20 protein-coding genes and 1 other RNA gene are annotated in these 25996 nt (G+C 61.9%); 6 read left to right on the top strand and 15 right to left on the bottom strand.

The window, feature by feature from the left end; all coding sequences use genetic code 11:
* Positions 1-137 precede the first annotated feature (137 nt).
* Both ACFMO7_RS05990 and ACFMO7_RS05995 read right to left on the bottom strand, forming a co-directional pair.
* On the bottom strand, positions 138-914 hold the full coding sequence (locus tag ACFMO7_RS05990) for a hypothetical protein (RefSeq protein WP_376794607.1): 777 nt from the start codon (positions 912-914) through the stop codon (positions 138-140).
* A 199-nt stretch (positions 915-1113) separates the two neighbouring features.
* Entirely contained in the window at positions 1114-3336 is a 2223-nt protein-coding gene (locus tag ACFMO7_RS05995) for a tetratricopeptide repeat protein (RefSeq protein WP_376794608.1), read from the bottom strand.
* 209 nt (positions 3337-3545) lie between these two features.
* Between ACFMO7_RS05995 and ACFMO7_RS06000 the strand changes: the two genes are divergently transcribed.
* Positions 3546-3977, top strand: coding sequence for a cyclic nucleotide-binding domain-containing protein (locus tag ACFMO7_RS06000; protein ID WP_376794609.1), 432 nt, complete (start codon positions 3546-3548; stop codon positions 3975-3977).
* 366 nt (positions 3978-4343) lie between these two features.
* Here the strand turns inward: ACFMO7_RS06000 and nrdR are convergent, their stop codons facing one another.
* On the bottom strand, positions 4344-4802 hold the full coding sequence (nrdR, locus tag ACFMO7_RS06005; protein ID WP_052888556.1) for a transcriptional regulator NrdR: 459 nt from the start codon (positions 4800-4802) through the stop codon (positions 4344-4346).
* 266 nt (positions 4803-5068) lie between these two features.
* Positions 5069-5353, bottom strand: a complete 285-nt coding sequence (locus ACFMO7_RS06010; RefSeq protein ID WP_376794610.1) for a DUF6788 family protein — start codon at positions 5351-5353, stop codon at positions 5069-5071.
* 346 nt (positions 5354-5699) lie between these two features.
* Between ACFMO7_RS06010 and hpf the strand changes: the two genes are divergently transcribed.
* Positions 5700-6368: a ribosome hibernation-promoting factor, HPF/YfiA family gene (gene hpf, locus ACFMO7_RS06015; RefSeq protein WP_376794611.1), complete on the top strand. Its 669-nt coding sequence runs from the start codon at positions 5700-5702 to the stop codon at positions 6366-6368.
* A 387-nt stretch (positions 6369-6755) separates the two neighbouring features.
* Here hpf and ACFMO7_RS06020 read toward each other — a convergent pair whose 3' ends face one another.
* The 4 genes from ACFMO7_RS06020 to ACFMO7_RS06035 all read right to left on the bottom strand — a co-directional run bounded on the left by ACFMO7_RS06020 (position 6756) and on the right by ACFMO7_RS06035 (position 11592).
* Positions 6756-7394 (bottom strand): ClpX C4-type zinc finger protein, encoded by a 639-nt coding sequence (locus ACFMO7_RS06020; protein ID WP_376794612.1) that lies wholly within the window; start codon positions 7392-7394, stop codon positions 6756-6758.
* Positions 7395-7434: 40 nt separating this feature from the next.
* Positions 7435-8289 (bottom strand): type 1 glutamine amidotransferase, encoded by an 855-nt coding sequence (locus ACFMO7_RS06025; protein ID WP_376794625.1) that lies wholly within the window; start codon positions 8287-8289, stop codon positions 7435-7437.
* 24 nt (positions 8290-8313) lie between these two features.
* Positions 8314-9912, bottom strand: a complete 1599-nt coding sequence (locus ACFMO7_RS06030; RefSeq protein ID WP_376794613.1) for a MurT ligase domain-containing protein — start codon at positions 9910-9912, stop codon at positions 8314-8316.
* 447 nt (positions 9913-10359) lie between these two features.
* Positions 10360-11592 (bottom strand): hypothetical protein, encoded by a 1233-nt coding sequence (locus tag ACFMO7_RS06035; RefSeq protein ID WP_376794614.1) that lies wholly within the window; start codon positions 11590-11592, stop codon positions 10360-10362.
* Between the two features lie 414 nt (positions 11593-12006).
* Between ACFMO7_RS06035 and topA the strand changes: the two genes are divergently transcribed.
* Together topA and ACFMO7_RS06045 are read left to right on the top strand one after the other, a co-directional pair.
* Entirely contained in the window at positions 12007-14643 is a 2637-nt protein-coding gene (gene topA, locus ACFMO7_RS06040; RefSeq protein WP_376794615.1) for a type I DNA topoisomerase, read from the top strand.
* A 131-nt stretch (positions 14644-14774) separates the two neighbouring features.
* Positions 14775-15860 (top strand): isocitrate/isopropylmalate dehydrogenase family protein, encoded by a 1086-nt coding sequence (locus ACFMO7_RS06045; protein ID WP_376794616.1) that lies wholly within the window; start codon positions 14775-14777, stop codon positions 15858-15860.
* A gap of 198 nt (positions 15861-16058) precedes the next feature.
* Here ACFMO7_RS06045 and ACFMO7_RS06050 read toward each other — a convergent pair whose 3' ends face one another.
* The 3 genes from ACFMO7_RS06050 to gmk all read right to left on the bottom strand — a co-directional run bounded on the left by ACFMO7_RS06050 (position 16059) and on the right by gmk (position 18670).
* Positions 16059-16583, bottom strand: a complete 525-nt coding sequence (locus ACFMO7_RS06050) for a plastocyanin/azurin family copper-binding protein (protein WP_376794617.1) — start codon at positions 16581-16583, stop codon at positions 16059-16061.
* Positions 16584-16984: 401 nt separating this feature from the next.
* Positions 16985-17989, bottom strand: coding sequence for a class II fructose-bisphosphatase (gene glpX, locus ACFMO7_RS06055; RefSeq protein ID WP_376794618.1), 1005 nt, complete (start codon positions 17987-17989; stop codon positions 16985-16987).
* Between the two features lie 30 nt (positions 17990-18019).
* Entirely contained in the window at positions 18020-18670 is a 651-nt protein-coding gene (gene gmk / locus ACFMO7_RS06060; RefSeq protein WP_376794619.1) for a guanylate kinase, read from the bottom strand.
* A 553-nt stretch (positions 18671-19223) separates the two neighbouring features.
* On the opposite strand from gmk, the gene ACFMO7_RS06065 reads away from it, so the two are divergent.
* On the top strand, positions 19224-21275 hold the full coding sequence (locus ACFMO7_RS06065) for an NFACT family protein (protein WP_376794620.1): 2052 nt from the start codon (positions 19224-19226) through the stop codon (positions 21273-21275).
* Here the strand turns inward: ACFMO7_RS06065 and rpoN are convergent.
* The 3 genes from rpoN to selD form a co-directional block, all read right to left on the bottom strand.
* Positions 21261-22703: an RNA polymerase factor sigma-54 gene (rpoN, locus tag ACFMO7_RS06070; protein WP_376794621.1), complete on the bottom strand. Its 1443-nt coding sequence runs from the start codon at positions 22701-22703 to the stop codon at positions 21261-21263. The genes ACFMO7_RS06065 and rpoN overlap by 15 nt on opposite strands.
* Before the next feature lie 120 nt (positions 22704-22823).
* On the bottom strand, positions 22824-23513 hold the full coding sequence (gene rnc / locus ACFMO7_RS06075) for a ribonuclease III (protein WP_376794622.1): 690 nt from the start codon (positions 23511-23513) through the stop codon (positions 22824-22826).
* A 5-nt stretch (positions 23514-23518) separates the two neighbouring features.
* Entirely contained in the window at positions 23519-24586 is a 1068-nt protein-coding gene (selD, locus tag ACFMO7_RS06080; protein ID WP_376794623.1) for a selenide, water dikinase SelD, read from the bottom strand.
* Between the two features lie 136 nt (positions 24587-24722).
* Here selD and rnpB point away from each other — a divergent pair.
* Positions 24723-25225, top strand: an RNA gene (rnpB, locus tag ACFMO7_RS06085) — RNase P RNA component class A.
* 548 nt (positions 25226-25773) lie between these two features.
* On the opposite strand, the gene ACFMO7_RS06090 is transcribed toward rnpB, so the two are convergent.
* On the bottom strand, positions 25774-25996 hold a 223-nt coding region (locus tag ACFMO7_RS06090; RefSeq protein ID WP_376794624.1), incomplete at its 5' end, for a hypothetical protein.

Consider the following 25996-nt stretch of genomic DNA (forward strand, 5'->3'; position numbering starts at 1 on the left):
TCAAGCGAACAAGAACAGAGAGAGGGAAGCGAAGCCACAGAGGGAGGAGACGGACCAGCCTCTGACCCGTGACCCTGCGGCGCTGGGGCGCTGGCGTAGGCCGGGAAGGCTCGGGGCAGAAGAAAGAAAGGCGCGCATCAAGCGGACTGTTGCAGCTCGCGGATCGCCTGTTCAATGCGCGGAATCTCGGCGTATTCCTCATCGAGAAGCTTGTAAGCGCGCTCCAGGTATAGCTCAGCGATACGGGCTGAATGCTTGCCCGCATCGCAGGCTGCCGTGATGAGGGCGCTGCCCTTGTACTTCTCGGGGAGGAGTCGCACGATGCGCTGCATCTTCTGGCGGGTTTCCTGCAGAAGATGGGCGTCGTTGCCTTCCAGGGCGTAGCGAGCCACCCCAACCAGTTTCCCCAGCTCTGCCAGGCGCTGGCGGTCCGTCATCGTCTGAAAGAGCAGCTCCTCTGGGTCCAGGTCGTCCAGAGCGGGCAGCTCATCCTTTGGAGAAAGGCGGCTGGCGCTCTGCTCAAAGGAAGCGCTGTAGTTCAGATAGAGCTGGCCATACTCCTGGCAAGCCTGAGCCGCCAACTGCATCTTGGCCGCTTCATCGCGTGGGTGGATTGCCCCCAGTTCGCAGAGATCATCATCGCGGTATTGGGCCAGGACCTGCAGATAATCGAGATCTCTCCCTGACTCTAGCTCCTCAAGCATCGGAGGGATGGGCATCACCTGCACATTTGGCTCATCCATGGGCAGATGAGCCGCCAGGATCGAAGGCAGATATCTGGCCAGGGATAGCGGGAGAGGCGGCACCACGCAGTAGGTGTAGAAGAGGCGCCGCTCATCCTCGCTGCTGCGGGCAAAAAAGATCGCATGTCCCTTGGGTGCCTGGGGGTCACCACGCAAGAAGCGCAAATCCATAGTCTCCTCCCGTTGCTCGTGGCCTGTGCTACTCTTGTCTTGCTAGCTAGATAATAAGGCGTTTGGACTCCCCTGGCAAGGTATCGGCCTGACCTCTCGTCTCTGACTTCTGCTCTGCTGGGCTGCCCTCTCTGTGTTCTGGTAGAGTCGGCCTGGCCAGCCTACCGTGCCGGCGGGAGCGGGTGGGCCTGGCTATCAATTAGGCCAGGCCCTTGCGAAGCTGGCGGAGGCGTTTCAGCAAATCTTTATTGGCGCTGAGGGCCTCCTCACTCAAGTCCCCCCCAGTAGGAATACTCTCTTCATAGGCTTTGAGCTGCTCGAGCAGCTCAGATGGACCGGCAAGGCGCACATACGACTCCAGCAGCGCGCGGGCCTGCTGTTCCTGATTCAAGCGCACCTCAGTAATGGCGGCCTGCGCATAGAGAGGGGCATATTGGCGCATAAAAGGAGCGGTCCACTGCTCAGGCTGGGGCAGCGACTGGCGCACCTGTTCCACCAGGTTGATGGCCTGCTGTAGCTCTCCGGCGGCCTCGGAGAGCTGGTCGCGTGCCAGCAGCACCCCGGCGCGCTCGTAGCGCGTATCCGACTCACCCAGGGGCAAACGCTGCTGCTGATAGAGCTGGAGGGCGGCCTCGAGGCTTGTCCAGGCCTCGTCGAGCTGCTCACTGTTGCGGCGAGCCAGGCCCAGGGCCAGCAGTGTCTCGGCCTGGCCGGCCAGATCCTCGCCCTGCTCGAAGCCTCTCAGCGCCGTCTCGCAGCGTTCAATGGCCTCTGACCAGCGCTGCTGGCCGATCAGGACCTGAGCGGTCCCCAGGGTAGCGGCAGCCGTGCCGACCGGATTCTCCAGTTGCTGGAACTGTCGTTCGGCCTCGCTGTAGGTCAACAGGGCCGCCTGCAGCTCGCTGCGGGCCAGGTAGGTACGGGCCAGGGCTAGCAGCGCCTCAGCGGCCAGCAACGGCTCCTGAAGTACCTCGGCCTGCTGACGGGCCTCACTAAAGCGGCCCTCGGCCCGCGTAAACTCGCCAACCGTCAGATACCACTCGCCCTCGGTCAGGGCCAGTAGCGGAACAAGGCGAGCATGCTGCGGCCCGGACTCGCTGCCCGGGCGCGCCCTCGTGAGCTGCTCCCAGGCGGCCTGAAGCGAGCCACCGGCAATTGCCAGCCGGGCCTGACGCAGGGCGGCCTCGGCCAGCCCATAGGAGCGGAACGGCTCGGCTAGCTGGGCGGCGTGTCTGGCAGCCTCCTCGTAGAGTTCGTGAGCGCGGGAAGGCTGGCCGCGCTGGCGGTGAATCTCACCCAGACCCAGCAGCGCCTGACTTGCCAGGAGCGGATTGGTTGAAAGATGGGCCTGCCGCTGGGCCGCTGAGAACGTTTCTGTGGCCCGCTCTAGCTGACCGCGTCGTCGCAGAATCTCGGCCAGACAGAGCTGAGCCTCTGCCGTCCCGGGACGACGCGCCAGCGCCTGATAAGTACGCAGGGAGCGCTGTACCTGCGAGCTGGCGTAAGCCAACTGCCCGCGGCGAAGATTGATCTCGCCCAACAGGCGCAGGGCCTGAGCAAGCCCCAGGGCATTACGCTGATTCTCATAGACCTGCTGAGCGCGTTGAGCGCTGGCCAGAGCCTGTTCGAGCTGATTGTTGGCCAGGGCGACGGCGGCCAGACCGAGGTTGCCATCGGCTTGCCCCAGCTCATACTCCAGCTCCAGGGAGCGTCGGATCACCTCACCGAAAAGATCGGCGGCCTCGGCCAGCCGCCACTGCTCCAGACAGATCTGGGCCAGGCCATTCAGAGCATCGACCGCCCCATAGTGATCGCGCTGCGCCTCGTAGACGGCCAGGGCCTGCCGATAAGCTTCTTCTGCCGTTGCAAACTTTCCCTCAAGCCGACAGGTATCGCCGTAGCTGCGGCGGGCGTCGGCCTCCGTAATCGCCTCGCCCGCCTCCTGAAAAGCTGCCACCGCCTGTTGATAATAAGCGGCAGCCTGGGCGATATGGCCGCGCTGAAGCTCCAGATGCCCTAGAGCGAGCCAGACATTGCCCTGTCCCCTGACAGCGCGCTGTTGCTGGTAGAGAGCGCTGGCCTCCTCGTAAGCCTGCTGAGCCAGATCGAGATGGGCCCGCTGCCGCTCCAAATGCCCCAGGGCCATCGTGGCAGCCGCCTCGCTGAGGGGCTGCTCGGCCTGACGATAATAATTGCGAGCGCGCGAGTAGCTGATGATGGCGCTATCGATGAGATTATTCTGTTGCTGGACCTCTGCGAGCAGCATGCGGCTATCGCCGGCGTGGCGATAATCGCCGGCCAGGCGGAAGCGCACCTCGGCATCGCTGAAAGCTTCGGCGGCCTTATCAAGTTTGCCCTCATTGAGAGCATCAACTCCCTCACGGAGCCGCTGATGGGCCACGGAGATATCTTGAGTTGTCATGGCACTCTGATCTCTCTAGCCAGTGGCTCGGGCCTTGGTTTCTTCCTGGATGAACAGTCGTCCCACTTATTGTAGTGCGTCGCTGGCAGAAAGTCAAAAAGGGGACAAGGCTGAGTCGCTGTGGTACAATACATCCGGGCCAAAACGATGGAAGCGTGGCAGGCGCCTGCTCGGGTAGCGAGTCGATCTTGCAAGAGGAGCTATTTCCAATGTATGAAGACGTCTTAAGAAAGGTGAGCTTATTTTCGAGCCTGAGCGACAAGGAACTGAAAGCTATCGCCAGGAGTCTCCAGGAAAGGCACTACAGTCGCGGCACAGCCCTCTTTCATCAGGGCGATACGGGGACTGGCCTCTACATCATCACCGCGGGGCGAGTGAGCATTATCCAGGCCAACGATCCCGATCGGGCGGAGGAAGTAATCGGAACGGCAGGACCCGGGGAAGTGCTGGGAGAGATGGCGCTCTTGGATGATCTTCCGCGCTCGGCCAGTGTCGTGGCCGATGAAGAGACCACAGCCATCATTCTGCCTATCTGGGAGTTTCGGAGCGTGCTGCGACAGCAGCCAGAGATTGCGCTCAAGCTGCTGAGCGTGCTCAGCCGTCGCTTGCGCAAAGCGGAGGGGCGCCTGGCGGAGCACTGAGGCGGAAGCCGGGGAGCGCAGTGTGGTTGATGCGGGCCGAGAAGAGAACGGGGGACCGGCCTGGGGCTGAAGCAGAGGCCAGTGAGGGGGAAGGAATGAGGCGAGAGACAGCAGGTGACAGACAGCAGGCAGGGGCAAGGGAGGGGCCAGAGTCCCCCAATCCATCAGCGTCGTGGGCGCGGCCGAAGCGGGGACGTGGTTTCCAGGGCAAAGACAGGCAATCCCCACCCGGGGAGAGCAGATCAGCGCGATAGGTAGGAAGAAAGCCCGGGTCTTCCTGCCACGGCGACGGTTCCGTCGGTTCCGATTGTCAGCGGACGGTGCTGCTCGGGTCGTGAGGGAGGTGGGATAAGCGCTGAGGCAGGCTTATTCGGCCTTCTCGCGATTGAGCAGCTGCTGGATTTCCTCGAACATCGTCTCGACATCGCCGAAGGAGCGGTAGACGCTTGCGAAGCGGATGTAGGCGATTTTATCCATGCGGCGCAAGCGTTCCATCACCAGCTCACCGATCACGCTGCTGGGTACCTCCTGCCGGCCCATGCGATAAAGCTCTTGCTCGATCTCGTCGATGGCGCTCTCGATTTCCCCGACGGGAAGGGGCCGCTTCTCACAGGCTTTGCGGATGCCGATATAGAGCTTTTGCCGATCGAAAGGCTCGCGGCGCTGATCGCGCTTAATGACCATCAGGTGGGATGGTTCGACCCGCTCGTACGTACTGAAGCGCCCTTTGCAGCGTTCGCACTCACGTCTCCTGTGGATTGCATCGCCGATATCGCGCGAGTCTTTGACTCGGGACTCGGTGCCGCCACAATATGGACATTTCATCCCGCAGCTCCCAACTCTGGGTAGAATACTGTCGAGATGATTCTATCACAGAAGCAGAAGTGGCGACAGAGACGGTGAAGCCTTGCTGGCCGCGGCTAGCCTGGCTCGCCGGCGGGAGCCGCGCCCTGGCCCTCGGCTGGTATCCGCAATCCGCAAGGAGGAAGACCGGCCCCGTCTGGCCGTGTGGCCTCATGTAGGAGAGGCTGGCCCTGACTGTCCCTGGACTTTCGCTGCCTGATCTGTCGTGCTCTGGGCCGCGCCTTCCTCTAGCTCAGCGCGAGCACCAGAGACAGGCGAGTGTTTCCCCGGCGCGCCTGACCTTCCTGGCGTCGCCGGCGCGAGGAGCGCTTTTTCTCCCTCACAGCAAACTCGTTCCCCTCCGGCCGCTCCTTCCCTACATAGCCCGAGCGCAGCCGTGATCCTTCGCGCCAGTAGGCATACCAGTAGGGGCCATGTCCCTGGCCCTCGCGACAGGTGCTGCAGGTCGGTTTCCCGCACTTGCGGTACTGGAGCTGATAGGTAACATGGTGATCGCTCGGAATCTGCGCCATGAAAGCCACTCCCCTTCCTTCATTCCACTGTACAGAATTGCCGCAACGCTATCTCTAGCTTAACAGCAATGGATGAACATTTTATGAATTCAGGACCTCCATAGATGAAAATTTGTTCATCGTTTGGGCGTGCATCTGTTGTTGGAAGGCCGTGATTTCATAACACCTTTTTCATGAAAGCTGGGCGGGCCGGAGAGTCCTGGTCACGGGAGTCTGCTGAGTGATATAATGGGCTGGACCCAACTGCGCCCACGGTTGGGGTCGGCTCTCCTGCGTTTAGCCCAGGCGCCAGCAGATCGCCTGGACCGACTGGTGTTGTGGCCTTGGAAAGAGGGAGTCAGAAGCTATGCAGATTATCATCAAAGGCAAGCAGATGGAGGTTATGCCTCGTCTGCGGCAGCACATCGAGCGCAAGGCTCACAAGCTGACGCGCCTCATCTCTCCCCGCAGCAGTGCCGTTCGTCTCGAGGTGACCATCGCAGAGGAGCACACCCGCAGCGCCCAGGATCGCTACACGGTCCAGGTCCTGCTGACTGGAACAACGCCTGTTCTGCGCAGTGAAGTCAGCGCTCCCAAAGCCACCGCGGCCTTCGACCAGGCTTTGAGCAAGCTGCTTGCCCAGTTCTGCCGTCAGAAAGATCGGCAGACCACTGCGCGTCGTCATCAGCGTCCACCCGTTAAGGTGCTGGCGTTGGCGCGCTCGGGGCGGCTTTCGCTGCTTGAGGGGGAGATGGGATCGGTGGTGACGGCGGCGCGGGAGGAGGAGGCTGAAGAAGCGGAAGATCTGGCTGTTCCCGCTCGTCTGAGCGAGGAGCAGAACGAAGCGTTGTGGGCCAGGATCAAAGAGATCCGCAGTCTGCCCACCAAGCCGATGAGCGACAAAGAGGCGATTCTCCAGATGGAGGCTCTGGGTCTTCCCTTCTATCCCTTTGTAAACGAGGCCACCAACAGCGTGAACGTCATGTATCGCCTGGAGAAGGGTGGCTATGGCCTATTGATCCCCGCTCTTGAGTAGTCTCCGTCTGCCTTCCCGGTTGGTCGGGTCTCTATGGCCAGGGTTGTTCTTTGCCTGTTCTGTTCTCGCAAGGGAGGTCAGGCGCCAGGTTGGTCGGCGCAGGAGCGGCTAAGAGGGCTATGACAGAGGGCCTGACGGAGGTAGGCCCGGGAGTGCTGGAAGGAAGTGGGGGAGTCGCGCCAGTCTGAGAGAAAGTGGAGTCAGGGGGCGGATAGCAGGCAAGCGCGGCTAGTCCTGTCAAGAGGGCAAGAGCATGGCTGAGGTGGCAGTCTCTTCACTGCAGGCTGCGCCTCAGCCATGTGCTATTTCTTTGTCTGAGAGCGCCGCCTTTCCTGGACATCTCCCTGCCTTGGCCAAGCCTGTCGCTGGCGCTGGGCCGGAGTCTGGCTAAAGGGCGATCTCGAACTGCCAGGGGCGCGGAGGAGGATCTTGGAACTGCCCAAGAGGATCGGCGGCGCGGATAGTCAGCCGATGGGCCTCTGGAGATGGAAGCGGGCGGAAGCGGGCCCGTCCCTGGTAGACAGAGTGGTTCGGGTCGCTGGCCAGTTCGGGCCGCGCCAGTAACATTCCCCCCTGGTCTCCGCTCCATTGCTGGCCCAGGTTATCTTTCAGGAAGAAGATCAGCCGTGGGACGAAGGCGAAGCCGGGCGTGAGCGGTGGCCTGATCCACAGGTAATGCAGGTCGAAGTACTGGGTGTAGAACTGGATCTGGTAGAGCATCAGCGTCATATCCTGCTGCTTCTGCTCCAGCTCCAGAGTTAATGTACGCAGGGCCTCGCGCGGAGCTGGCTGCTCTTCCTGGCTGCTGGTGGGGGGTTCCAGGGGGGCGGCGACGACCACGGGGGGGCGTGAAGCCAGCTCCAGGGCCTTGGGAGAGAACGGCCTTGGGTCCTGCAAGATCTCATTGCAGGTCTGCAGGCAGGCTTCGCAGATATAAGCGGCGCCTGGCCCGGCTATCATCCGTCTGACCTCGGGTGGGCGCCGACCGCAGAAAGAGCAGCGAGCCAGTGTTCGATCAAAGCTCATAATGGCCCAATCCTCGATGCTAGAGCAAGCAAAGCAACCTCTACGCCGCCTCGCTGCGCCGTAAGGCGGTAGCGGCCTCCTCGTAGAGGCCCAGGCGTTCCAGGATCGCTGCGTGGGCCTGCCACTCCAGGCGGTCGTCCAGGGGCCGCAGCAGGGTGGCGGGATTCTCCACGGGAGCGAGCTGGGTGGGCGTAGAGCCGTTCATGATCTGGCCTGATGGCGTCGTCAGGGCTGTCAACTGCCGGGGGCCGTACTTGCGCTGCAGCGCCAGAGCGATCAAGTGGTCGGCGAAGTGTGGGTTCTTCGGCAGGAGCGAGCCATGCAGATAGGTGCCATAGGCGTTGCGATAGACGGCCCCTTCGGTACCATCCTCGGCATTATTGCCGTGGCCCTTGAGGACCTTGCCCAGGGGGCGAGCGGTACCCAGGTAGGTTCGTCCGCCGTGATTCTCGAAGCCGACGACGGTCATGCCGTTCCAGCTAATGACCACGTCGCCGATGCAGCGTGGCGAGCGCGGACCCTTATGGATTGTCCAGGCATCGAAGACTCCCAGCCCCTTCATATCGGGGCCTTCTGCTGGGCGATAGTAGTGAGCCAGCAACTGATAGCCGCCGCAGACCGCCAGCACGGGCATATCGTCCTCAATAGCGGCCCACAGGCCGATCCCCTTGGTCTCGAAGAGATCCTGGGCCACAGGGGCCTGTTCCTTGTCCTGGCCGCCTCCGATGAAGAGCAGATCGTACTCATCGGGGGCCAGGGCGTCGCCGATGCCCAGGCCCACGACACGTAGCTCGATGCCGCGCAGCTCACAGCGACGCTTTAGCGTCAGAATATTGCCACGGTCCCCATATAAATTGAGCTGATCGGGATAGAGATGCCCCAGAGTGAGCGTCAGCCGGGCCTCGTTCCTGCCATGCATCTACTCTCGTCCCTCCCAGTAGTGAGGCGTCAGCCCTCGCCGTTCCAGCTCGCGATGAAGCTCCAGCAACCCTGTGTAGGTTGGCACGATAAAGAGCGTCTCCCCGACGGGAGTCTGCTCGATCGCCTGCTCCAGCGCTGTGGCCAGCCCGTGGCCTGGAGATAGAGGAGTCTGGGTCTGCTGACCAGCCGTCTGCTCCTCAACGGCAAAGGATGCCGCCCTGCCAGCTCCTTGGCGCGGCGATGGCTGGCGCCTGGCTCTGGCGCGGCTCCGCCGTCCTTTTGTCTGGGAGCCAGCCAGCTCCTGTAGCGTGCGCAGCGGTATTGATGGGATGACCATCATCTCCTCGGGAGCGAAGCCGGCGTATTTAAGGCGCAGGGCCAGATCGAAAGCGCGCGTGCCGGACACCGTCAGACTGGCGGTCAGGCCCCTGGCGCGTTCGAAGTCCACATCCCAGATCCACGAGACATCACGGCCATCGGCGATATTATCGTTGAGTACAAAAAGTACATGGCGCGGCGTACCCTCGCTGAAGAGCGTGCGCAGCACCTCATTCAAGCCGGTAGGATTCTTGGCCAGCAGCAGGCGCAGGGTACGGCCTGCCACCTGCACGCGCTCGCCCCGTCCAAAGGCGGGCTTGAATTGCTCGATCCCTGAAACGATGGGTTCCCAGCTAATTCCCAGAGCCTGGGCGGCGGCGATGGCGGCCAGGGCATTATAAACATTATACAGCCCGGGCAAGGGGATCACAATCTCGCCCTGCTGTGTCGGCGTCTCGACCATCACCCGCAGGCGATCGAAGCCATCCTGGCGCACCTGAAGCGCGCGGACGCTGGGAGATGGGCGGGCCAGTCCGCAGTGTGGGCACTGATAATGGCCCATGTGGCTGTAGAAACGAGCGCTATAGTGGTAATCGCTGCCGCAGCGCACGCAGCTACGGCTATCCACGGCCTGATAGGTTCCTGGTGATCCCCGACCATCCTGGCCGCTCACGTCCAGCGTCAGGTCCTCCAGGCCGAAGTAAAGGACGGGTCCGCGAGCCAGTTCGCCCAGGCTGGCCGTAGTGGGGTCGTCGGCGTTCAGTACCAGGGTGGTGGTCTCTGGCAGCCCTTTGACGGTCTGTCGCCAGAGCGAGGCCACGCTTTCCACCTCGCCATAGCGGTCGAGCTGGTCGCGGAAGAGATTCACGAAGACGGCGGCCCGCGGCTCTAACAGGCGGACGGCCTGCGGCATGACTGCCTCGTCGATCTCGAGGACCGAGATGGCCTGGCCTGAGCGGCGTAGGTTGCCGTTGGGGAGGGCACGCACCACCAGAGCGCCGGCGACGCCGCGCAGCAGGTTAGCTCCCTCACGGTTGCGCCAGACGCGCAGGCCCGCATCACGCAGAATGGCGGCCAGGAAGCCGCTCGTGGTTGTCTTGCCGTTGGTCCCTGTGACCAGGACGCTTCCGTGTTCCAGTTGGGTGGCCAGGTGGCGAATGATATCCGGATAGATGCGTTGGGCTACCAGGCCGACAATGCTCGTGCCGCCGCCGAGCCGGAGACGGCGACTTAAGGCCCCAGCGGCGCGCCCGCTGACCACCGCCAGGGCCGCTCTCAACGAGAGGCGGCGCCTCGCTGAGCGCTGGCCGGCTCTTGCCGCTCCGGTAACTGATCCTGGTTTGACCTCTGGGCGGCCTTTCTTTGTCCGAAGCCATCTGCTCCCTCTGGGCTCGCCCTGATTGGCTCCCTGAGAGATCACGTGAGATGGCCGATGTTGCTGCATGCTTCTCCTCCGAACCAGCGCCTGTCTCAATAGTTGTATCTATTTTTCTCGTTGCCTAGTTGCAGCATAGCATGCGCACGTGAAGCGGTCAAGACCGCAAGCCAGAGATAGATCTTCTGGCTCCCACCTGGCTTGGTGGGCCTTGATCCCCCGCTGTAGCTCCCGCAGAGAGGCTGGCTGGTGATGCTCGGCTCCGGTCCCGAGCCTGAATCGAACCGGCATCCCGTTCCCCTGGGCTGGCCGAGAAACGAAGGCCAACTCCAGAGCTTGCCCGGCCTTACCTCAGGATGATCCGCTGGTACCGGCGCCGCTGTACCAGCGATGCAGCACGGCGGCGGCCTGCTGGCCGCGGATCGAGAAGCGGGCTACGCCGTCCCAGCCCCAAAAGAAGATGCCGGCAATATGCTCATCGGCCATGACATTGGTGAGGGCGGCGTTGTAGGCATCGGCCTGCTGCTGAGGATCGGCTGGGGCCGCGGAGGTGGGCGACCAGACCTGATAGAGCGCGTCGGCACTATTGCGATAGCCAATTTCGCTGATGACGATGCGCCGGTTCAGCTGCTCGGCAAGCTCATCGAGTCGGGTCTTGATTTGTTCGCGCCAGAGGACGATCATGGTTTGAGCATCCAGGCGTACGGGGGCGTCGCTGAGGGAAATGTACTCGGAGACGCCGATGAAGGTAAGGCGGGGATCACGCAGCCACGCTGGCGGCTGATCCATCGTGGACCAGTTGATGTCATAGGTCAGGTTGCCGGTGTAGATGCTACGAACGCGCTCGATGAGCTGGCGCCAGAGAGCGCTGGGGGCGTTGCTCTGCAGCCACTCCATTTCGGTCGCCAGGGCGATCTGTTCCACTCCGTTGGCCTCGGCCGCCTCAACATAGGGCCGTAGGGCCTGCCAGTAGCGGTCAAACCAGCGCTGCTGCTGCTCGGGAGCTGGCATGACCAGGGCGGCCCAGCCGCCCGGTTGGCGTACGGTCAGCAAGGGGGCGAGAAAGACTTTGAAGCCGACCTCGTGAGCTTTGCGCACACCAGCAACAAAGGAGGCGACGCTGGGCGCTGCCTGGTCCAGGCCGATATCGATGGCGTCTGGGGTCGATTGGGAGAAAAGTACTGGCATCTCCAGCCACTCGGCGGCCGTGCTGCGCCGGATCTCTTGTAGGCTCTCCTGCCAGCGGCGATCGCTCAGGCCATAAGCGCTTCGACTCCAGCCAGGATAGACGATCCCTTTCTGGAAGCCATACTGCTCTACTGGCCGAGGGATTGGCGTGGGGGTCGGTGTGGGGGTCGGCGTGGCAGTTGCTCGCTTGGGAATGCCGCCAGCTCGCTCAAGGGCCGACCCCGAGCCGCTTTTCCAGACAGGCTCACAGGCACTGCTGAGCAGGAGTAGACTAAGGGTGCAGCTATAGATCAAAAGCGACCGGAGTATCGCCAGTAGTCGGCCGGACAGGGACGATCCCCGGCCCTGATGATCACGAGCGGATCGCTGTCTGCGTCGCTCAAAAGTACCAGGCATCTATCAACCCTCCCATCCATCTTCTGCCCACGCGCTCCTCTCGCGCTCTCAAGCTGTTTGGAGCCAGGGTCAACCCTGCTCTCGCCCTCAAAGCAAGAAAGAAAGTAAGTAAGAGCTGCGAAAGGGGCGTATTCTCCACTATTGTACTCCCAGTGAGGAAAAAGCCGGGGTCTGCAGGAAAGTGGGGCCACTCGCCTGGCTGTTGGGGGAAGATCGGGGGGCCGTCTTGTGTTATCTCACTCAGAAAGCATACACGTAATGAGTAGGGAGAGAAGTGGCAGCCTGTGGAGGCCCTTGGCCAGTAGCCCGGTTTGCCACCCCCCTTGTCAACGTGTGCTATCCTATCCTGTGAGATTGAACGGCTCACCTGGCGTTCAAAAGGATAACATCTGCAAATCGGGTACAGGTTGATTAATGGCAAAGAAGCTTGTCATTGTTGAGTCTCCGGCAAAAGCCAAGACCATCGAGAAGTTCCTCGGGCGCGATTTCGAAGTACGCGCCTCCATGGGGCACATTATTGATCTGCCCAAGAAGGGCCTTGGCGTCAACACGCGCAAGGATTTTGCGCCACAGTACGAGATTATCGAGGAGCGAAAGGGCGTCATTGCCGAGCTGAAGGCGGCGTCGAAGAAGGCCGAGGAAGTTTATCTGGCCCCCGACCCAGATCGCGAGGGAGAGTTCATCGCCTGGTCCCTGATGCAGACCCTGGGACTCAAGAATCCGCGCCGCGCTGTCTTTAATGAGATTACGCGCAAAGCAGTACAGGAGGCCATTCAGAAGCCGCGGACTATTAACGAAGATCTCTTCAATGCACAGCAGGCGCGTCGAGTGCTTGATCGTCTGGTGGGCTACAAGATCAGTCCTCTTCTCTGGCGGCGCGTGCAGTCGGGCACCAGCGCCGGGCGCGTGCAGTCGGTCGCCTTGCGCCTGATCTGCGATCGTGAGCGACAGATTCGCGACTTTGTTCCTCAGGAGTACTGGACGATTACGGCCTTGCTGAGCAAGCTGGGCGAGCAGGAGCGTTTTGAAGCCACCCTGGTGGCGCGCTTCACCGAACTGGCCGGTCAGCCACCAGCCGAGGGAGAAGAAGAGGCTGCAGCCGAGGGTGAGGAGAGTGAGGGGGGGCCGGAGGGCGAGAGCGAACGGCGCGCTGAGGAGACTCGGCGGCGTTTGCATATCGGCAATCAGCGGGAAGCCGAAGCCATTCTGGCCGAGCTGCGAGGAGCAAACTTCACGGTCTGGCGCCTGCTGCAGCGCGAAGTACGCCGCCAGCCTCCCTTTCCCTATACGACCAGCACCATGCAGCAAGATGCCTCCTCTCGCCTCTACTTTAAGCCGAAGAAGACAATGAGCCTGGCCCAGCAACTCTACGAGGGCATCGAGCTGGGGCCGCGCGGCTCCCAGGGACTGATTACCTACATGCGCACCGACTCGACCCGCGTCTCTGATGAGGCCAAGGCCAACGTGCGTCGCTTTATTGAGCAGACCTATGGCCAGCCTTTCGTCGGACCGGGGCGCGTGGGCAAGCTCAAGGCCACCGCCCAGGATGCCCATGAGGCGATCCGTCCGACCGATGTGACGCTTACGCCTGAGCTGGTGCGCGAGTACCTGACGCCCGATCAGTACAAGCTCTATAGCTTGATCTGGCGACGCTTCGTGGCCAGCTTTATGGCTCCGGCTCTCTTCGATACGGTCCGCGCCGATATTGTGGCGGGTCAGTACGTCTTTCGGGCCAGCGGCTCCCATCTGCGTTTCCCCGGCTTCTATGCAGTCTGGCCGCGAGATGAGGAAGAGCGCCTTCTGCCGGTACTGGCTGTCGACGAGGTGCTGGCTCTCCACCAGCTGAAGCCACAGCAGCATTTTACCCAGCCGCCTCCGCGCTACACCGAAGCCAGCCTGATCAAAGAGCTGGAAGAGCTGGGCATCGGACGCCCCAGTACCTACGTACCTATCATCTCGACCATTCAGGAGCGTGGCTACGTCACGCAGGAACAGCGTCGCTTTGTGCCAACCTGGCTTGGCGAGACAGTCAACGAGCTGCTCAATAAGCACTTCCCCGAGATCGTCGACGTCGGCTTCACCGCCGATATGGAGCAGAAGCTGGACAATGTGGAGGAGGGGCGCCAGTCCTGGACGGAGTTCCTGCGCGATTTCTATGAGACCTTCAAAGAGACGGTCGCCAGAGCGGAGGCTGAGATGGACCGGGTGCAGAAGCCGGTCGAGGAGCTAGACGAGCTGTGCCCCGAATGTGGCCGCAAGCTGGTGATCCGCAGCGGACGCTTCGGACGGTTCATCTCCTGCTCTGGCTTCCCAGAATGCCGCTATGGGCGCTCCTTCGTCAATAAGACTGGGGCTTTGTGCCCCCAGTGTGGTGGCGATCTGGTCGAGCGCAAGACGCGCCAGACGAGGCGCATCTTCTATGGCTGCAGCAATTACCCGACATGCAATTTTGCCATCTGGGAGCGCCCAGTGCCGGAACCCTGCCCCCGCTGTGGTGGGCTGATGGTGATCCCTCGTGGCAGCCAGGAGCCGGTCTGCTATGAGGAGGTCGTGCTGCCTCAGCAGAATCCCGAGGAGCGACCCCAGCAGAATGGTCTGGTCTCTCACCAGCGCGGCAGGTCCTCTCGACGCAAGAAGACTCCGACCGAGGGGGAGCAAAGCGCAGATGGGCTACCAGAGAGCGGCGAATCATCGGCGGCCAGCCAGGAGACAGTCTCGCTCACAGCCTCTACCGGCAAGAGCCGGCGGACGACCAAAGGCTCGCAGGCGGCCTCCAACGGGAAGGTGACAGGCAGCAGCATACGCAGACGCAGCACGACTAAAGCCTCCGCTTCTAATAAGAAGAGCAAGGGGAAGAAGAGTACGAGGGAGAAGAACAGTACCGGTAAGAAGGTAGGTGCGGGGAAGACAACAGAGACTGCGGAGAGTAGCCAGGGTAGCCAGAGCGTCGGCAAGCAAGAGACGCAGACAGCGGCTTCGACCTCGACACGGGCCACCAAAGGGAAGCCTGCCTCGCTGGCGGCCACGCCCGCTGACTCTGATCAGCGCTAGGGCCGGTCGCTCCCCCTTTCAGTCGGGGGCTGCTGGCAGCGGTGGGCTGGTGGCTGGCACTCGTGCTATAATCTCTACATGATTGCTCAACCTCTTGGCTACAAAAAAACTCTGCAGTTCTGGAGGACTTCATGCCGCATGCGGTAACCCTCATTCCCGGAGATGGGACCGGACCGGAGATCACCACGGCAACCCGCCGCGTGCTGGAGGCGACGGGAGTGGAGTTCCACTGGGAGGTCTGCCAGGCAGGGATGGAAACCCTGGAGAAGCAAGGGACCATTCTGCCCGACGAAGTCATTGAGTCCATCAAGCGTACCAGGGTGGCTCTCAAGGGGCCGATTACTACCCCTGTTGGCAAGGGGGTACGCAGCGCCAACGTCACTCTGCGCAAAAAGCTCGACCTGTATGCCAACGTTCGCCCGGCTAAGACCTACCCTGGACTTCGCTCCCGCTACGAGCATGTCGATCTCATCATCGTGCGCGAGAACACCGAGGATCTCTACGCCGGTATCGAATTTCAGCGCGGCTCACCTGAGCTGGCCGAGCTGATCGATCTGGTAGAGCGCACGACCGGCACGCGCCTGGACCCCGAATCGGCCATCAGCCTCAAGTATATTTCGCTGGCCGCCAGCCGTCGGATCGTGCGCTTTGCTTTTAACTATGCTCGTGAGCATGGTCGTCGCAAGGTCACCGCTATTCATAAAGCCAATATTATGAAATTCTCCGATGGTCTCTTTCTGGCCACAGCCCAAGAGGTGGCCCGCGAGTATCCCGATATCCAGTTTGAGGACCGCATCGTCGACAATATTTGTATGCAGCTTGTTCAGAAACCGGAACAATACGATGTTTTGGTGCTTCCCAATCTCTACGGCGATATTGTTTCCGACCTATCGGCGGGTCTGATCGGTGGGCTGGGTGTAGCGCCTGGAGCCAATATCGGCAACCACTACGCGGTCTTTGAGCCGGTGCATGGCAGTGCCCCGAAGTATGCCGGACAGAATAAGGTCAACCCAATGGCTATGATGTTCTCCGGCGTTCTGATGCTTCGTCATCTGGGCGAGAAGGAGGCCGCCAATCGCCTGGAAAAGGCCATCGCTCAGGTCATCGCCGAAGGGAAGAACGTCACCTATGATCTGAAGCCGCGCCCTGATGATCCGACGGCGGTCGGAACTTCCCAGGTGGCCGATGCGGTGATCGAGAAGCTCCAGCGCCTGTGAGCCGCCAGCCAGCTTGCTCGTGAAAGCTGATGGTCGGCCAGGACTCTTCTCCTCAAGGCATGCTTGCAGAGCGATTGGGACTCGCTTCAGCCCCTGTCTCTCCGCTTGAGCAGTGGCCGACAGGCATCACTGCTGAGGTTAGGGCCTGAAACGAGCCCCCGGTTGGCCTGCTCGCAGTCCCAGTCTTCTTGCCGCTCATCAGGCCGTCACTACGATGGTGGCGGTCATGTAGCTGTGAATGCTGCAGTGATAGCGATAGGTTCCTGCCGTTGTAAAGACCAGGCTGAAGGTCTGGCCCTCCTCAAGAGTGTTAGAGGCGCTGAAAGCCCCGCTGTCGCTGGTCACGGTGTGGGGTGCATCCGACTTGTTGATCCACTCGACCTTTGTCCCCTTCTTGATCGTGAGCGTTGCTGGTGAAAACTGGTAGCGCCCGTTCTGCTCGATAATTTGCACTTGCACTGTATTGAGCGTGCCCGTAGAGGACTGCGTCGCCTGTGAAGTTGGCGAAGGGCCAGTCGTTGGTGCGGTATAGCTGGCTGTCGGCGTGGCGTTGATGGCCGTGCTGCCGCCGCCGCAGGCCGCCAGGAGGAGCAGGCTAGTGACAATGGCCAGAGGAAGCAAGAGGCTGAAGGACATGATTCCTCGGGGGCAGAAGAAGCCGGGTTTGAGCCGTTTGCCTTGCCGGCGAGCCGAGAGGTAGCCTGGGGAAGGTGATACAGGCATAAAGAGGGCCTCCTTCACTGATCTGACTGCTTCTGAACTGTCACTTGCGTCGCTGTGGACAAGGCCGGCGCCAGCTCTGTCTCTCAGAACAATACGCTATCTGGTTACAGATGCCCTTGATTGGTCAGTCCGGGCGAGCGCTTTTGCCCGAGGGGGTCATGAAGCGAAGAAGGTCGCGGTGAGAGAAAGTGAAGAAAGGAAGGGAGAAAGAAGGAAAGAAAGAGGGAGAGACAGGAGAAGGAGGGGTGGGTGGTGGCCTCTCTAGTGGCCTTGATGCCACTCCATGCTCGTCGAAGTGAGCGAGCAGAGGGACCTCGCCGCAGCGGGGGCGGGGGAAAGAGCAGAGAGGCCACCGGTCCCAGAGGACAATCGACCAGCAGCGGGTTGGGACGACTTACTGGCTAGCGCGTGGTCTGAGCCAGGCCGCGGCGCCACTTATGGCGCGCCTGGATATAGCGTACGGTGCCGGAGCGGGAGCGCATCATGATGGAGGAAGTCCGGGCGCCCCATCCAAAGTACTGAACACCGTCGAGTAACTCGCCGCTCGTGATGCCTGTAGCGGCAAAAGCGACATCGTTGCTGCGCACCAGATCATCGATCGTCAGCACCTGGTCGAGGTCGATTCCTTCGGCCTTAAACTTCTCGCGTTCCTCTTCTGAGCGTGGCCAGACCTTGCACTGCATAGCGCCGCCCAGGCACTTGATAGCGGCAGCGGCCAGAACGGCCTCGGGCGCTCCGCCGATCCCCATCAAGACATCGACGCCGCGATAGTCCTCCATTGCCGCCAGAATGGCTGCGGCCACATCGCCATCGCTGATCAGGCGGATGCGGGCGCCCGCCTGGCGAATCTGGCGAATGATTTCCTGGTGGCGCGGGCGGTCCAGAATAATGACTGTCAGATCGTCGATCTGCGCGTCCTTGGCGCGGGCGATCCGCTCCAGGTTGACTGTGACCGGGGCATTGATGTCGATCACGTCCCTGGCGACGGGACCGACGGCGATCTTCTCCATATAGAAGACCCCGGGCGGTGCGGAATACATGGTACCGCGCTCGGCAGTGGCGACAACGGCCAGTGCTCCTGGCAGGCCCAGGGAGAGTAAGCGTGTTCCATCGATGGGATCAACGGCAACATCTACTTGGGGAGGGGCGCCATTCCCAACGCGTTCCCCGATATAGAGCATGGGAGCCTCGTCCTTCTCGCCCTCGCCGATGACGACTACGCCATCCATATCCACGCCATCCAGGGCCTGGCGCATGGCATCCACGGCGGCCTGATCGGCCTTCTCCTTATCGCCCCGTCCCATCCAGCGACCTGCGCTCAGGGCCGCTGCCTCGGTAACACGTACCAGCTCCATTGCTAAGTTACGCTCTTTGGTACCGGATTGCTCGAAACGTATATCCGTCATACGGCCTCCTCTCAAAGCTCTAAAGCTGCCTTACAGTTCCACGTAACGCGGCTGAACGCGGCAATGTTCGGCGATCATAATCGCCCGAACCTGCTCGACCGCTTGGGCGAGCTGGCCCTCGCGATTGATGACCAGATAATCGTACCAGCGGTACTGAGCCAGCTCATTGGCGGCATCGGCCAGACGCCGGCGAAATTGTTCGGCATCTTCTGTCTGTCGCCGGCTCAGGCGCTGAGCCAGCTCCTCCTGGGTCTGTGGGGCCAGGAAAATAAGGATGGCCTGGGGAATCTTCTGTCGAATGGTCGCGGCGCCCTGGACATCGACCTTCAGCAGGACGTCGCGGCCTGCTGCCAGATGCTCCTTAATCTGGCGGCGGGGCTGTCCATACCAGTGGCCGTGGACGTTGGCGTACTCGATCAGCTCGTCATTCGCCACAAGCTGCTGAAACTCCTCGTAGCTAATGAAATGATAAGGGTGGCCTTCGCTCTCTCCGGGTCGGGGAGCGCGCGTCGTCACCGAAGCCACCACATGAAAGTCCATGCCTTGCCGCTTCAGCGCCTGAATGACGCTATCCTTGCCCGTCCCCGAGGGGGCGGACAGCACAAAAAGCAGTCCTTGCTTCTCCCCTGGCCGGAGCGTGGCGCTCTCTCTCTCGGCTGTAGGCTCCATCTCAAGATGCATGCTGCTTTTCCTGCGCTACTGTGCTATGCTCCGCTCTGCTGCTATCCCAGGCGCATCCCGGCCGGCGCACCTACCACGGCACGGGCCGGGCGAACGCCCGAGCAGGTCTGGTCTTGTCCGGTCATCCCGCCACCGTCCACGACTGGCATGCAGGGCAAGCGCTTCCCCTCCCTGGAGAGCTGTCTGGCGAGTGGGGCGCGGTGGACATCCTTGTCGGCTGGCATCTGACCTATCGGCGTGCGTGTTGGCCTGGCCAGGCAGACAGACAAGCAAACAGGCGAGACGGCTGATAGCTCCTCTCCAAGAGATCTGCCGCCCCGAGGGGACTGCTAAGCCCTTGACTGTTCGATCGAGCTGATGAGCAGGCCGACCGAGCTACGCGGGCAGCGCGAACTGCAGATCAGGCTTCCCGGGGGCGCAACGCTTGGGTAGAAGACTGCGCAAAGGGGGCCGCTCTGCTCTCCCTGGCGCTTGCCCAGCGTAAGGGATGAACCAGGACTGCTATAATTGTACAATATCCCGAAACGCTATAGCCACCGGTGAGGTTTCTCACATGTATGTCGACGCCATCACCCTTGCGGCTGTTGCTGACGAGCTGCGCGCGCTCCTGACGGGTGCGCGTATCGAGACAGTGATCCCTCCCACCGAGCACTCTATTGCTATTGAGTGCTACTGTCCGCCGCGGGCAGGTGTGGATGAGAAGGGCCAGAAGCGCTGGCTCTATCTCTCGGCGCATCCGCAACTTGCACGTTTGCATCTGACGCTGCGCAAACCGCCGCGGGCGGTTCCTGAGCCACCCCCTTTTGTAATGCTACTCCGCAAGTATCTGGAGGGGGCGCGCCTCGAGGCCATCGAGCAACCGCGCTGGGAGCGGGTCCTTCATCTCATCTTTCGCGCGCGAGTCTGGCGCGACGACCAGGAGGAAGACAAAAAGGCCATGCCGGCTCTGGCGCCTGATGAGCGACCTGAGTGGCCTGGGCAGGACCTGGCTGCCGAGCCGGTTGCCGGCTATCAGTATCAGCGGCTGCGTCTGATCGCCGAGATTATGGGGCGTACCAGCAATATTGTGCTCTGCAACGAGGAGGGTCTGATCCTCGGCTGCCATAAGCGCGTTGGTTCGGACATAAACCGCTATCGCGTGATCATGCCCAATGTGCCCTATGTGCCGCCGCCACCCCAGCAGCGGAGCTTTGCCGGGCAGCTCCTGCCGCGCCTGGAGCCGACGACGGTCACGGCCTCCCAATTGGCCATCCTGCCGGGAAATGAGGAGGGGGAACCGGCGCCCGCGGCGGAGGAGGTGGTCAAAGCCTCGCAGCGGCATAAAGAGGTGGTCCCCAGGCTCTGGCAGCTGCTCGTTCGTCACCTGCTCGGCTTCAGTCCCCTACTGGCGCGCGAGGCCGTCTATCGTACACTGGGCGAGAGCGAGGCCGGGTTGGAGCTTCGTCCGGAACAGTGGGAAGAACTGGCCTGGAATATCCGTGAGCTGGCGGCCCTCTACGATACACATCGTTGGCGGCCCCAGCTCGTGGAGCGCCTTGAAGGATCCTCGGCGGAGGAGGAGCCGCAGTCCCGAAGACAGGGCCGTCCCCTGGCTTTTGCTCCCTACGTGCTGGAGCAGTATAGGGCCGTGGAGGGGGTACGCATCCGCGAAGCGGCTTCAATCAACGTTCTGATCGACGACTTTTATGCCCGGAGTGAGTGGCTCGATGCTCTTGAGAGCCGGCGGGCACCGCTGCGCAAGCTGCTCCAGACCCAGATCGAGCGCTGCCGCCGGCGGGCTGCCGCCCTGGAGGAAGAGCAACAGGCCCTCGCCGAGGCCGAGAACTATCGGCGGCAGGGCGAGCTGCTGCTTACCTTCCAGCACGAGATCGAGCGAGGCCAAAAGCAGGTCAGCCTGCCCGATCTCTTTGCTGCCGACCTTGCCCAGGAGGAGCCGCCCAGGGTCACCATCGAGCTTGATCCGCGCCTCGACGCTGTCGGCAATGCCAACCGGCTCTTTGCCAGGTATCAGAAGCTGCGGCGGGCAGCGGCTCTCTTGCCTGAGCAGATTGAGCGCAATCAGGCGGAGCTGGCCACGTTGGAACAGCTGCAGACCGACCTGATGCTGGCCGAGACGCCCGAAGAGATCGAGCTGGTCAAGGCTGAGATTCAGGCGGCTGGTTATCTGCATGGGAGGAAAGGTTCCGAGGAGCAGAAAAAGGCGGGCAAAAAGAAGGCTAGCCGGGCAAAGGCCCTGCCTCCGGGGGGAGGGGTCCCGCTCTCCCTGCAGAGTCGCGATGGTTTCACTATTTTAGTCGGGCGCAACAGCCGTCAGAACGAGGAGGTCACCTTCCGCCAGGCGAGCGGCAACGATGTCTGGCTGCACGCTCGCGGCGTACCTGGCGCCCACGTGATCATCAAGGCCGCGGGTCGCCAGGTGCCGCGCAGTACTCTTGAGCAGGCAGCCAGCCTGGCCGCCTATTACAGTCAGGCACGTGACAACAGCAGCGTACCTGTTGACTATACGCTTCAGCGTCACGTGCGCCATATGAAAGGAGGTGGTCCGGGTATGGTGATCTACGACCATGAGCGGACCATCTACGCGCGTCCGTCAGCGCTCACGTGAGGAGCCGATCCCCATTTCCTCGCGATACTTGGTTACCGTGCGCCGGGCCAGGTAGATGCCGCGCTCGGCCAGCAAGCGGCGCAGCTCCTCATCGCTGAGGCGCCGCTGAGGAGCCTCCTGCTGGATGATCTCGCGCAAAATATCTTTGACGCCCAACGAACTGTCGAAAAAGTCGGAGAAGGGGATCAGGCGCCCGTTCGGGAGTAAGGCGTACTTATTGGCAGTAGCGCGGCTCACCGTTCCCTCGTCGAGGCCGAGGCGGGCCGCCACCTCGGCGCGGGTCAAGGGGCGCAGGTAGCGAACCCCTCTCTCCAGAAAGTCGCGCTGCTGCTCGACAACCACCTCTGCCACCTGTTTCAGCGTGCGCCAGCGGCGCTGGATACAGTCGATAAAGAAGCGTGCTCGCTCGCTCTGCTGGGAGAAATAGCGCTGCAGGGCGGGGCTAGTGCTCTCGCCCTCTGGAGCGCGATAGCCGCGGTTAACGGCCAGGTGATAGCGCTTCTCCTCGATCAATTCGACTTCGAAGCCATGATCGCCGCGGCGAATAATAACGTCGGGGCGTACATACATAGCGCTGCTTTCTCGCTGAGAGGGATGGCCGTCGAGGCGGTAGGTATGGGCGGGGAAAGGATATAAGCGGCTGCGGATGTAAGCGCTTGCGGCTCGAACCTCCTGTTCGGGCACCTTCAGCTCACGGGCGATCTCCTGATACTGACTGCGTCCCAGGCGGTCGAGGTAGCGCTCGATCAGCGTGCGCGCCAGGGGGTGAGGCGTTTCCTGCTCGGCCAGGGCTTCTAGCTGGATCAGCAGGCACTCGCGTAAGTCGCGGGCCCCGATGCCCAGCGGCTCCAGGGTCTGAAGTTGTTTAAGGACGTACTCGACGCGCTCTAGGGGCACATCGAGATAGCGGCTGATCTCGGCTGTGCTGATCTCCAGATAGCCTCGCTCGTTTAGATTGCCTACCAGGTGCTCGGCGATGGGGGCTTCTTCGGGGGGGATCAGAGCTTCGAGCTGTTGGAGAAGGCGTTCAGCCAGCGGCTCGGGGGTAGCGATATGGGCCAGGGGATCATCTTCGGCCTCGGCGTCGGCCTCGACAAAGCCGTAGTTATCCATATCGTAGAAAGGCTGGAAGAAGCGCTCCCAAAGAGGGCCATCTCCAGGCTCGTCGAGCGAGGTCCTGCCCTCGGCCAGGCTTGCCGGTGCGTAGTGGCCGCAGGAAGCGCAGACAGAGCCACTACCGCGTAGCAAAGCTCCGCAGAAAAGGCAGACGCGCTGCTCCTGAACCTCCAGGGCTGGGTTCTCGGTCTGCTCCTGGTTAATGCAGCGCTCCAGCTCATCAGAAGACAAATGCAGGATCGTGCTTGCTGTGATCAGCCGCGCACTGACTCGCAGGGTCTGCTCTGGACGCGGCGTCGGCTCCAGTCGCATGGTGTTCTCCTCCTCCCTATCCTGCTAACCAACCATCCAACCCTTTCTTCCTGAAAGAGTAAGCATCGTGCTTTTTTCTCCAAATCCTTTGAGGCGCGCAGAGCCGCCAGGCAGGCGGGCTTACAGCCAGCCGCGGCTGTCCAGAGCCGCATGGGCGGCCTCTTGCTCGGCTGCCTGTTTATTGCGTCCCTGGCCACGACCGATGACCCGCTCGCCCAGGAGCACCTCGACCGTGAACTCGCGGTTATGAGAAGGGCCTTCCTGACTGACCAGGCGATAGGAAGGGGTGATGCCCTCGCGAGCCTGGGCCAGTTCCTGGAGCAAAGACTTGCTGTCCTTGAAAAGGCGCTTTTCCACGATCGTATGGGCCAGTGGCTCCACGCGAGGAATAATCACGCGGCGCACGGCCTCCAGTCCCTGATCGAGATAGATCGCTCCTAGCAGCGCCTCGAAGGCTGAGGCCAGCACGCGCTGGCTGCCAGCGCTCTGCTGCTCGCCCTTACCGAGGAGCAAGAAGGAGCGCAAGTTCAGATCGCGTGCGAACTGGGCGAGGGTCTCCGTCTTCACCAAAGCGGCGCGCAGATTGCTCAGCTCGCCCTCATTGAGCTGAGGAAAAGTGCGGTATAGGAAATCAGCGCAGACAAAAGCCAGGATCGAATCGCCGAGAAACTCCAGGCGCTCGTTCGACTCGCGCCCGGCACCGGGCGTTTCATAGATATAGGAGCGATGGGTCAGGGCCAGTTGCAACAGAGCAAGGTCGCGAAACTCGACGCCCAAGGCCTCTTCCAGTGCTCTATATCCTGCAGCCATTGTCGTTAGTACACCTCCAGTAACACCTGTGCCTCCTCATTGTGCCTGGTTGTCACCTCGCCGATGAGCCAGAATGGAACTGTGGGCGCCAGAGCGGCCAGGCGGGGCCATAGCTCCGGAGCGATCGCTGCCAGCAGGCCCCCCGAGGTCTGTGGGTCCCAAAGGATGGCCTCCGCGACCGTGTCCAGGGCCTGGCCAAGTTGGACATGGGGGCCGAAGTAGGCCCGATTACGGCTGGTTCCACCGGGAGTGCAGCCGCGCGCCGCGTAATCGGCAGCGTGGGGCAGCAGCGGCAGCGAGGAGAACGTGAAGCGCATGCTGGTCAGGCTCTGTGAGGCCATTTCCCAGGCATGCCCGAGCAGGCCGAAGCCAGTCACATCGGTCACAGCGTGCACGCCTCCGCTGCTTGCTGCCAGCTCGGCCAGCGCACGGCTGGCCTCGCGATTGAGATGCATCATCGAGGCGCAGGCAGCCGCGAGGTCCTCCTCGGCGACCTGATCGCGCTTGTGGGCTGTCGTGATCAGACCCGTGCCCAGTGGCTTGCTCAGGACCAACAGGTCGCCTGGCTGGGCGCCGCCTTTGGTAAAAATGCGCTGCGGGTGGACACTGCCGGTGACGGCCAGCCCATACTTTGGCTCGCGATCGCTGACGGTATGGCCGCCGGCGATGACGGCCTGGGCTCGGGCTACCGTCTCAGCGCCGCCGCGCAGAATCTCGCTCAACAGCTCCGTGTCGAGATCGTCGGGCCACGCAACGAGATTGATGGCCATCAGCACCTCACCGCCCATAGCGTAGACATCGCTCATGGCGTTAGCGGCAGCAACCGCGCCAAAAACATAAGGGTCATCCACCACGGGCGGGAAGAAGTCCGCCGTGCTGATAATGGCCTGCTGCTCGTTAAGCTGGTAGACTGCCGCATCGTCGGCGGCGCTTAGGCCCACGAGCAGAGAGGGCGGAACGTTCTGGGCTTTCAGGGGACGCAGAACCTGCGCCAGGGCCGCCGGGCCCATTTTGGCCGCTCAACCGGCACAACTGGCGAGCGAGGTTAAGCGAATGCGCCGACCGGTGCTCATGGCTGAAATGTTTCCGTACTCGTAGCCCGTTTGAATCAGGTGTAAGCAAGGTCATTGTAACGCCTCGGCATAAGGCTCGTCAACGTTGTAGACGGCGCGTTCCCAGTGTGCTACTCTATATTCAGCTGCGCGGGCCTGAGCAGGCCAGGCAATCGCGGGTCAGGTTGGCCCAACGTTCTCTTGGTCCCGGCCTTCCAGCCCCGCGAGAAGGCGGGCTGGGATGAGGGAACGGCAGGCTGCTGGCTCGAGGAAAGTCCGAACTCCACAGAGCAGGATGCTGGCTAACGGCCAGTGGGGGCGACCCCAAGGAAAGTGCCACAGAAACGATACCGCCCGCCGGCCTGGCAACAGGCCGCTGCGGGTAAGGGTGAAATGGTGGGGTAAGAGCCCACCGGCAGGCGGGTGACCGCCTGGCCGGGTAAACCCCATCCGGAGCAAGACCGAGCAGAGGGAGTAGCAGGTCCTCTCGTGGGCCGCGCTGGAGGCCGCGAGCGGAGCCTGCTCGCAGGTTGCTCGCCTGTTAACCCTCGGGTTGGTCGCTAGAGGCGGCGGGTAACCGTCGTCCCAGAGAGATGATTGCCACCCGCCTCACCGCAAGGTATGGCGGGAACAGAATTCGGCTTATGGCCTACTCAGACCCGGGCAGCCGGCTTTTACTTCGCCTTGCTGCCGACCCCCTTCAGCCTGCCCGTCGGCGATCTTCCCCTACGAGCGCCCCAGGCCCGATCTCCCTTCGCTCTGCCGGCGACAGCCTCTCAGGCACCCGCAATACGGCTATGGAACTTGTTTTGTTTCATTATGTGCTGAAACACAACGATCGCGGACAATATCGTACTGTAGAACGGAAATACTCTAGGAACTAATGCTGCTCTCCAGCTATCTTCACTGGAGGGCATTCGGGCAGGCTTTTTCCTGCGGAGGGCGGGCGACTATGGTGCAAACCTGGCAGAAGTCACTCTGGCCTACCAGTGCTTCGCTGCGGGCTGCTGCCTTCCGGCGAGGCTGCCTGGTGAGCGAAGCAGTGAACGAGCTGCTTGAGCAAGCTTTCCAGCGGGGCGGGGAAGGCGACCTGTTGTCTCGTTAGATGGTCTGCTCCTGGTTGGGGGAAGGAGGCAAAGGAGGCGAGCATGGGATAAAAAGAGCGGCAGGCTCCTGGCCCGCCGCTCTTCTGGCTTAATCTATCTGCATTACCTGCTGATCCGATCGTGCTCGATCAGCCAGCGGATAAAGTTAAGTCGACGGCTTTCCTCGAGAATTTCGCGATATTCAACTTGCTCATCGACATGGTCTCGCAGATAGAGAAGCCGCTTGGCTTCGCTTTCTGTGAATCCCAGTGACAGCAGGCGTTCGAAGTCTGCGTTATCGGTCGCGTAGAGACGGTCCGGCATGATAACGGCGCTCCCTCTATTC

It is taken from the genome of Thermogemmatispora sp., assembly GCF_042408735.1.
Classification (GTDB): Bacteria; Chloroflexota; Ktedonobacteria; order Ktedonobacterales; family Ktedonobacteraceae; genus Thermogemmatispora.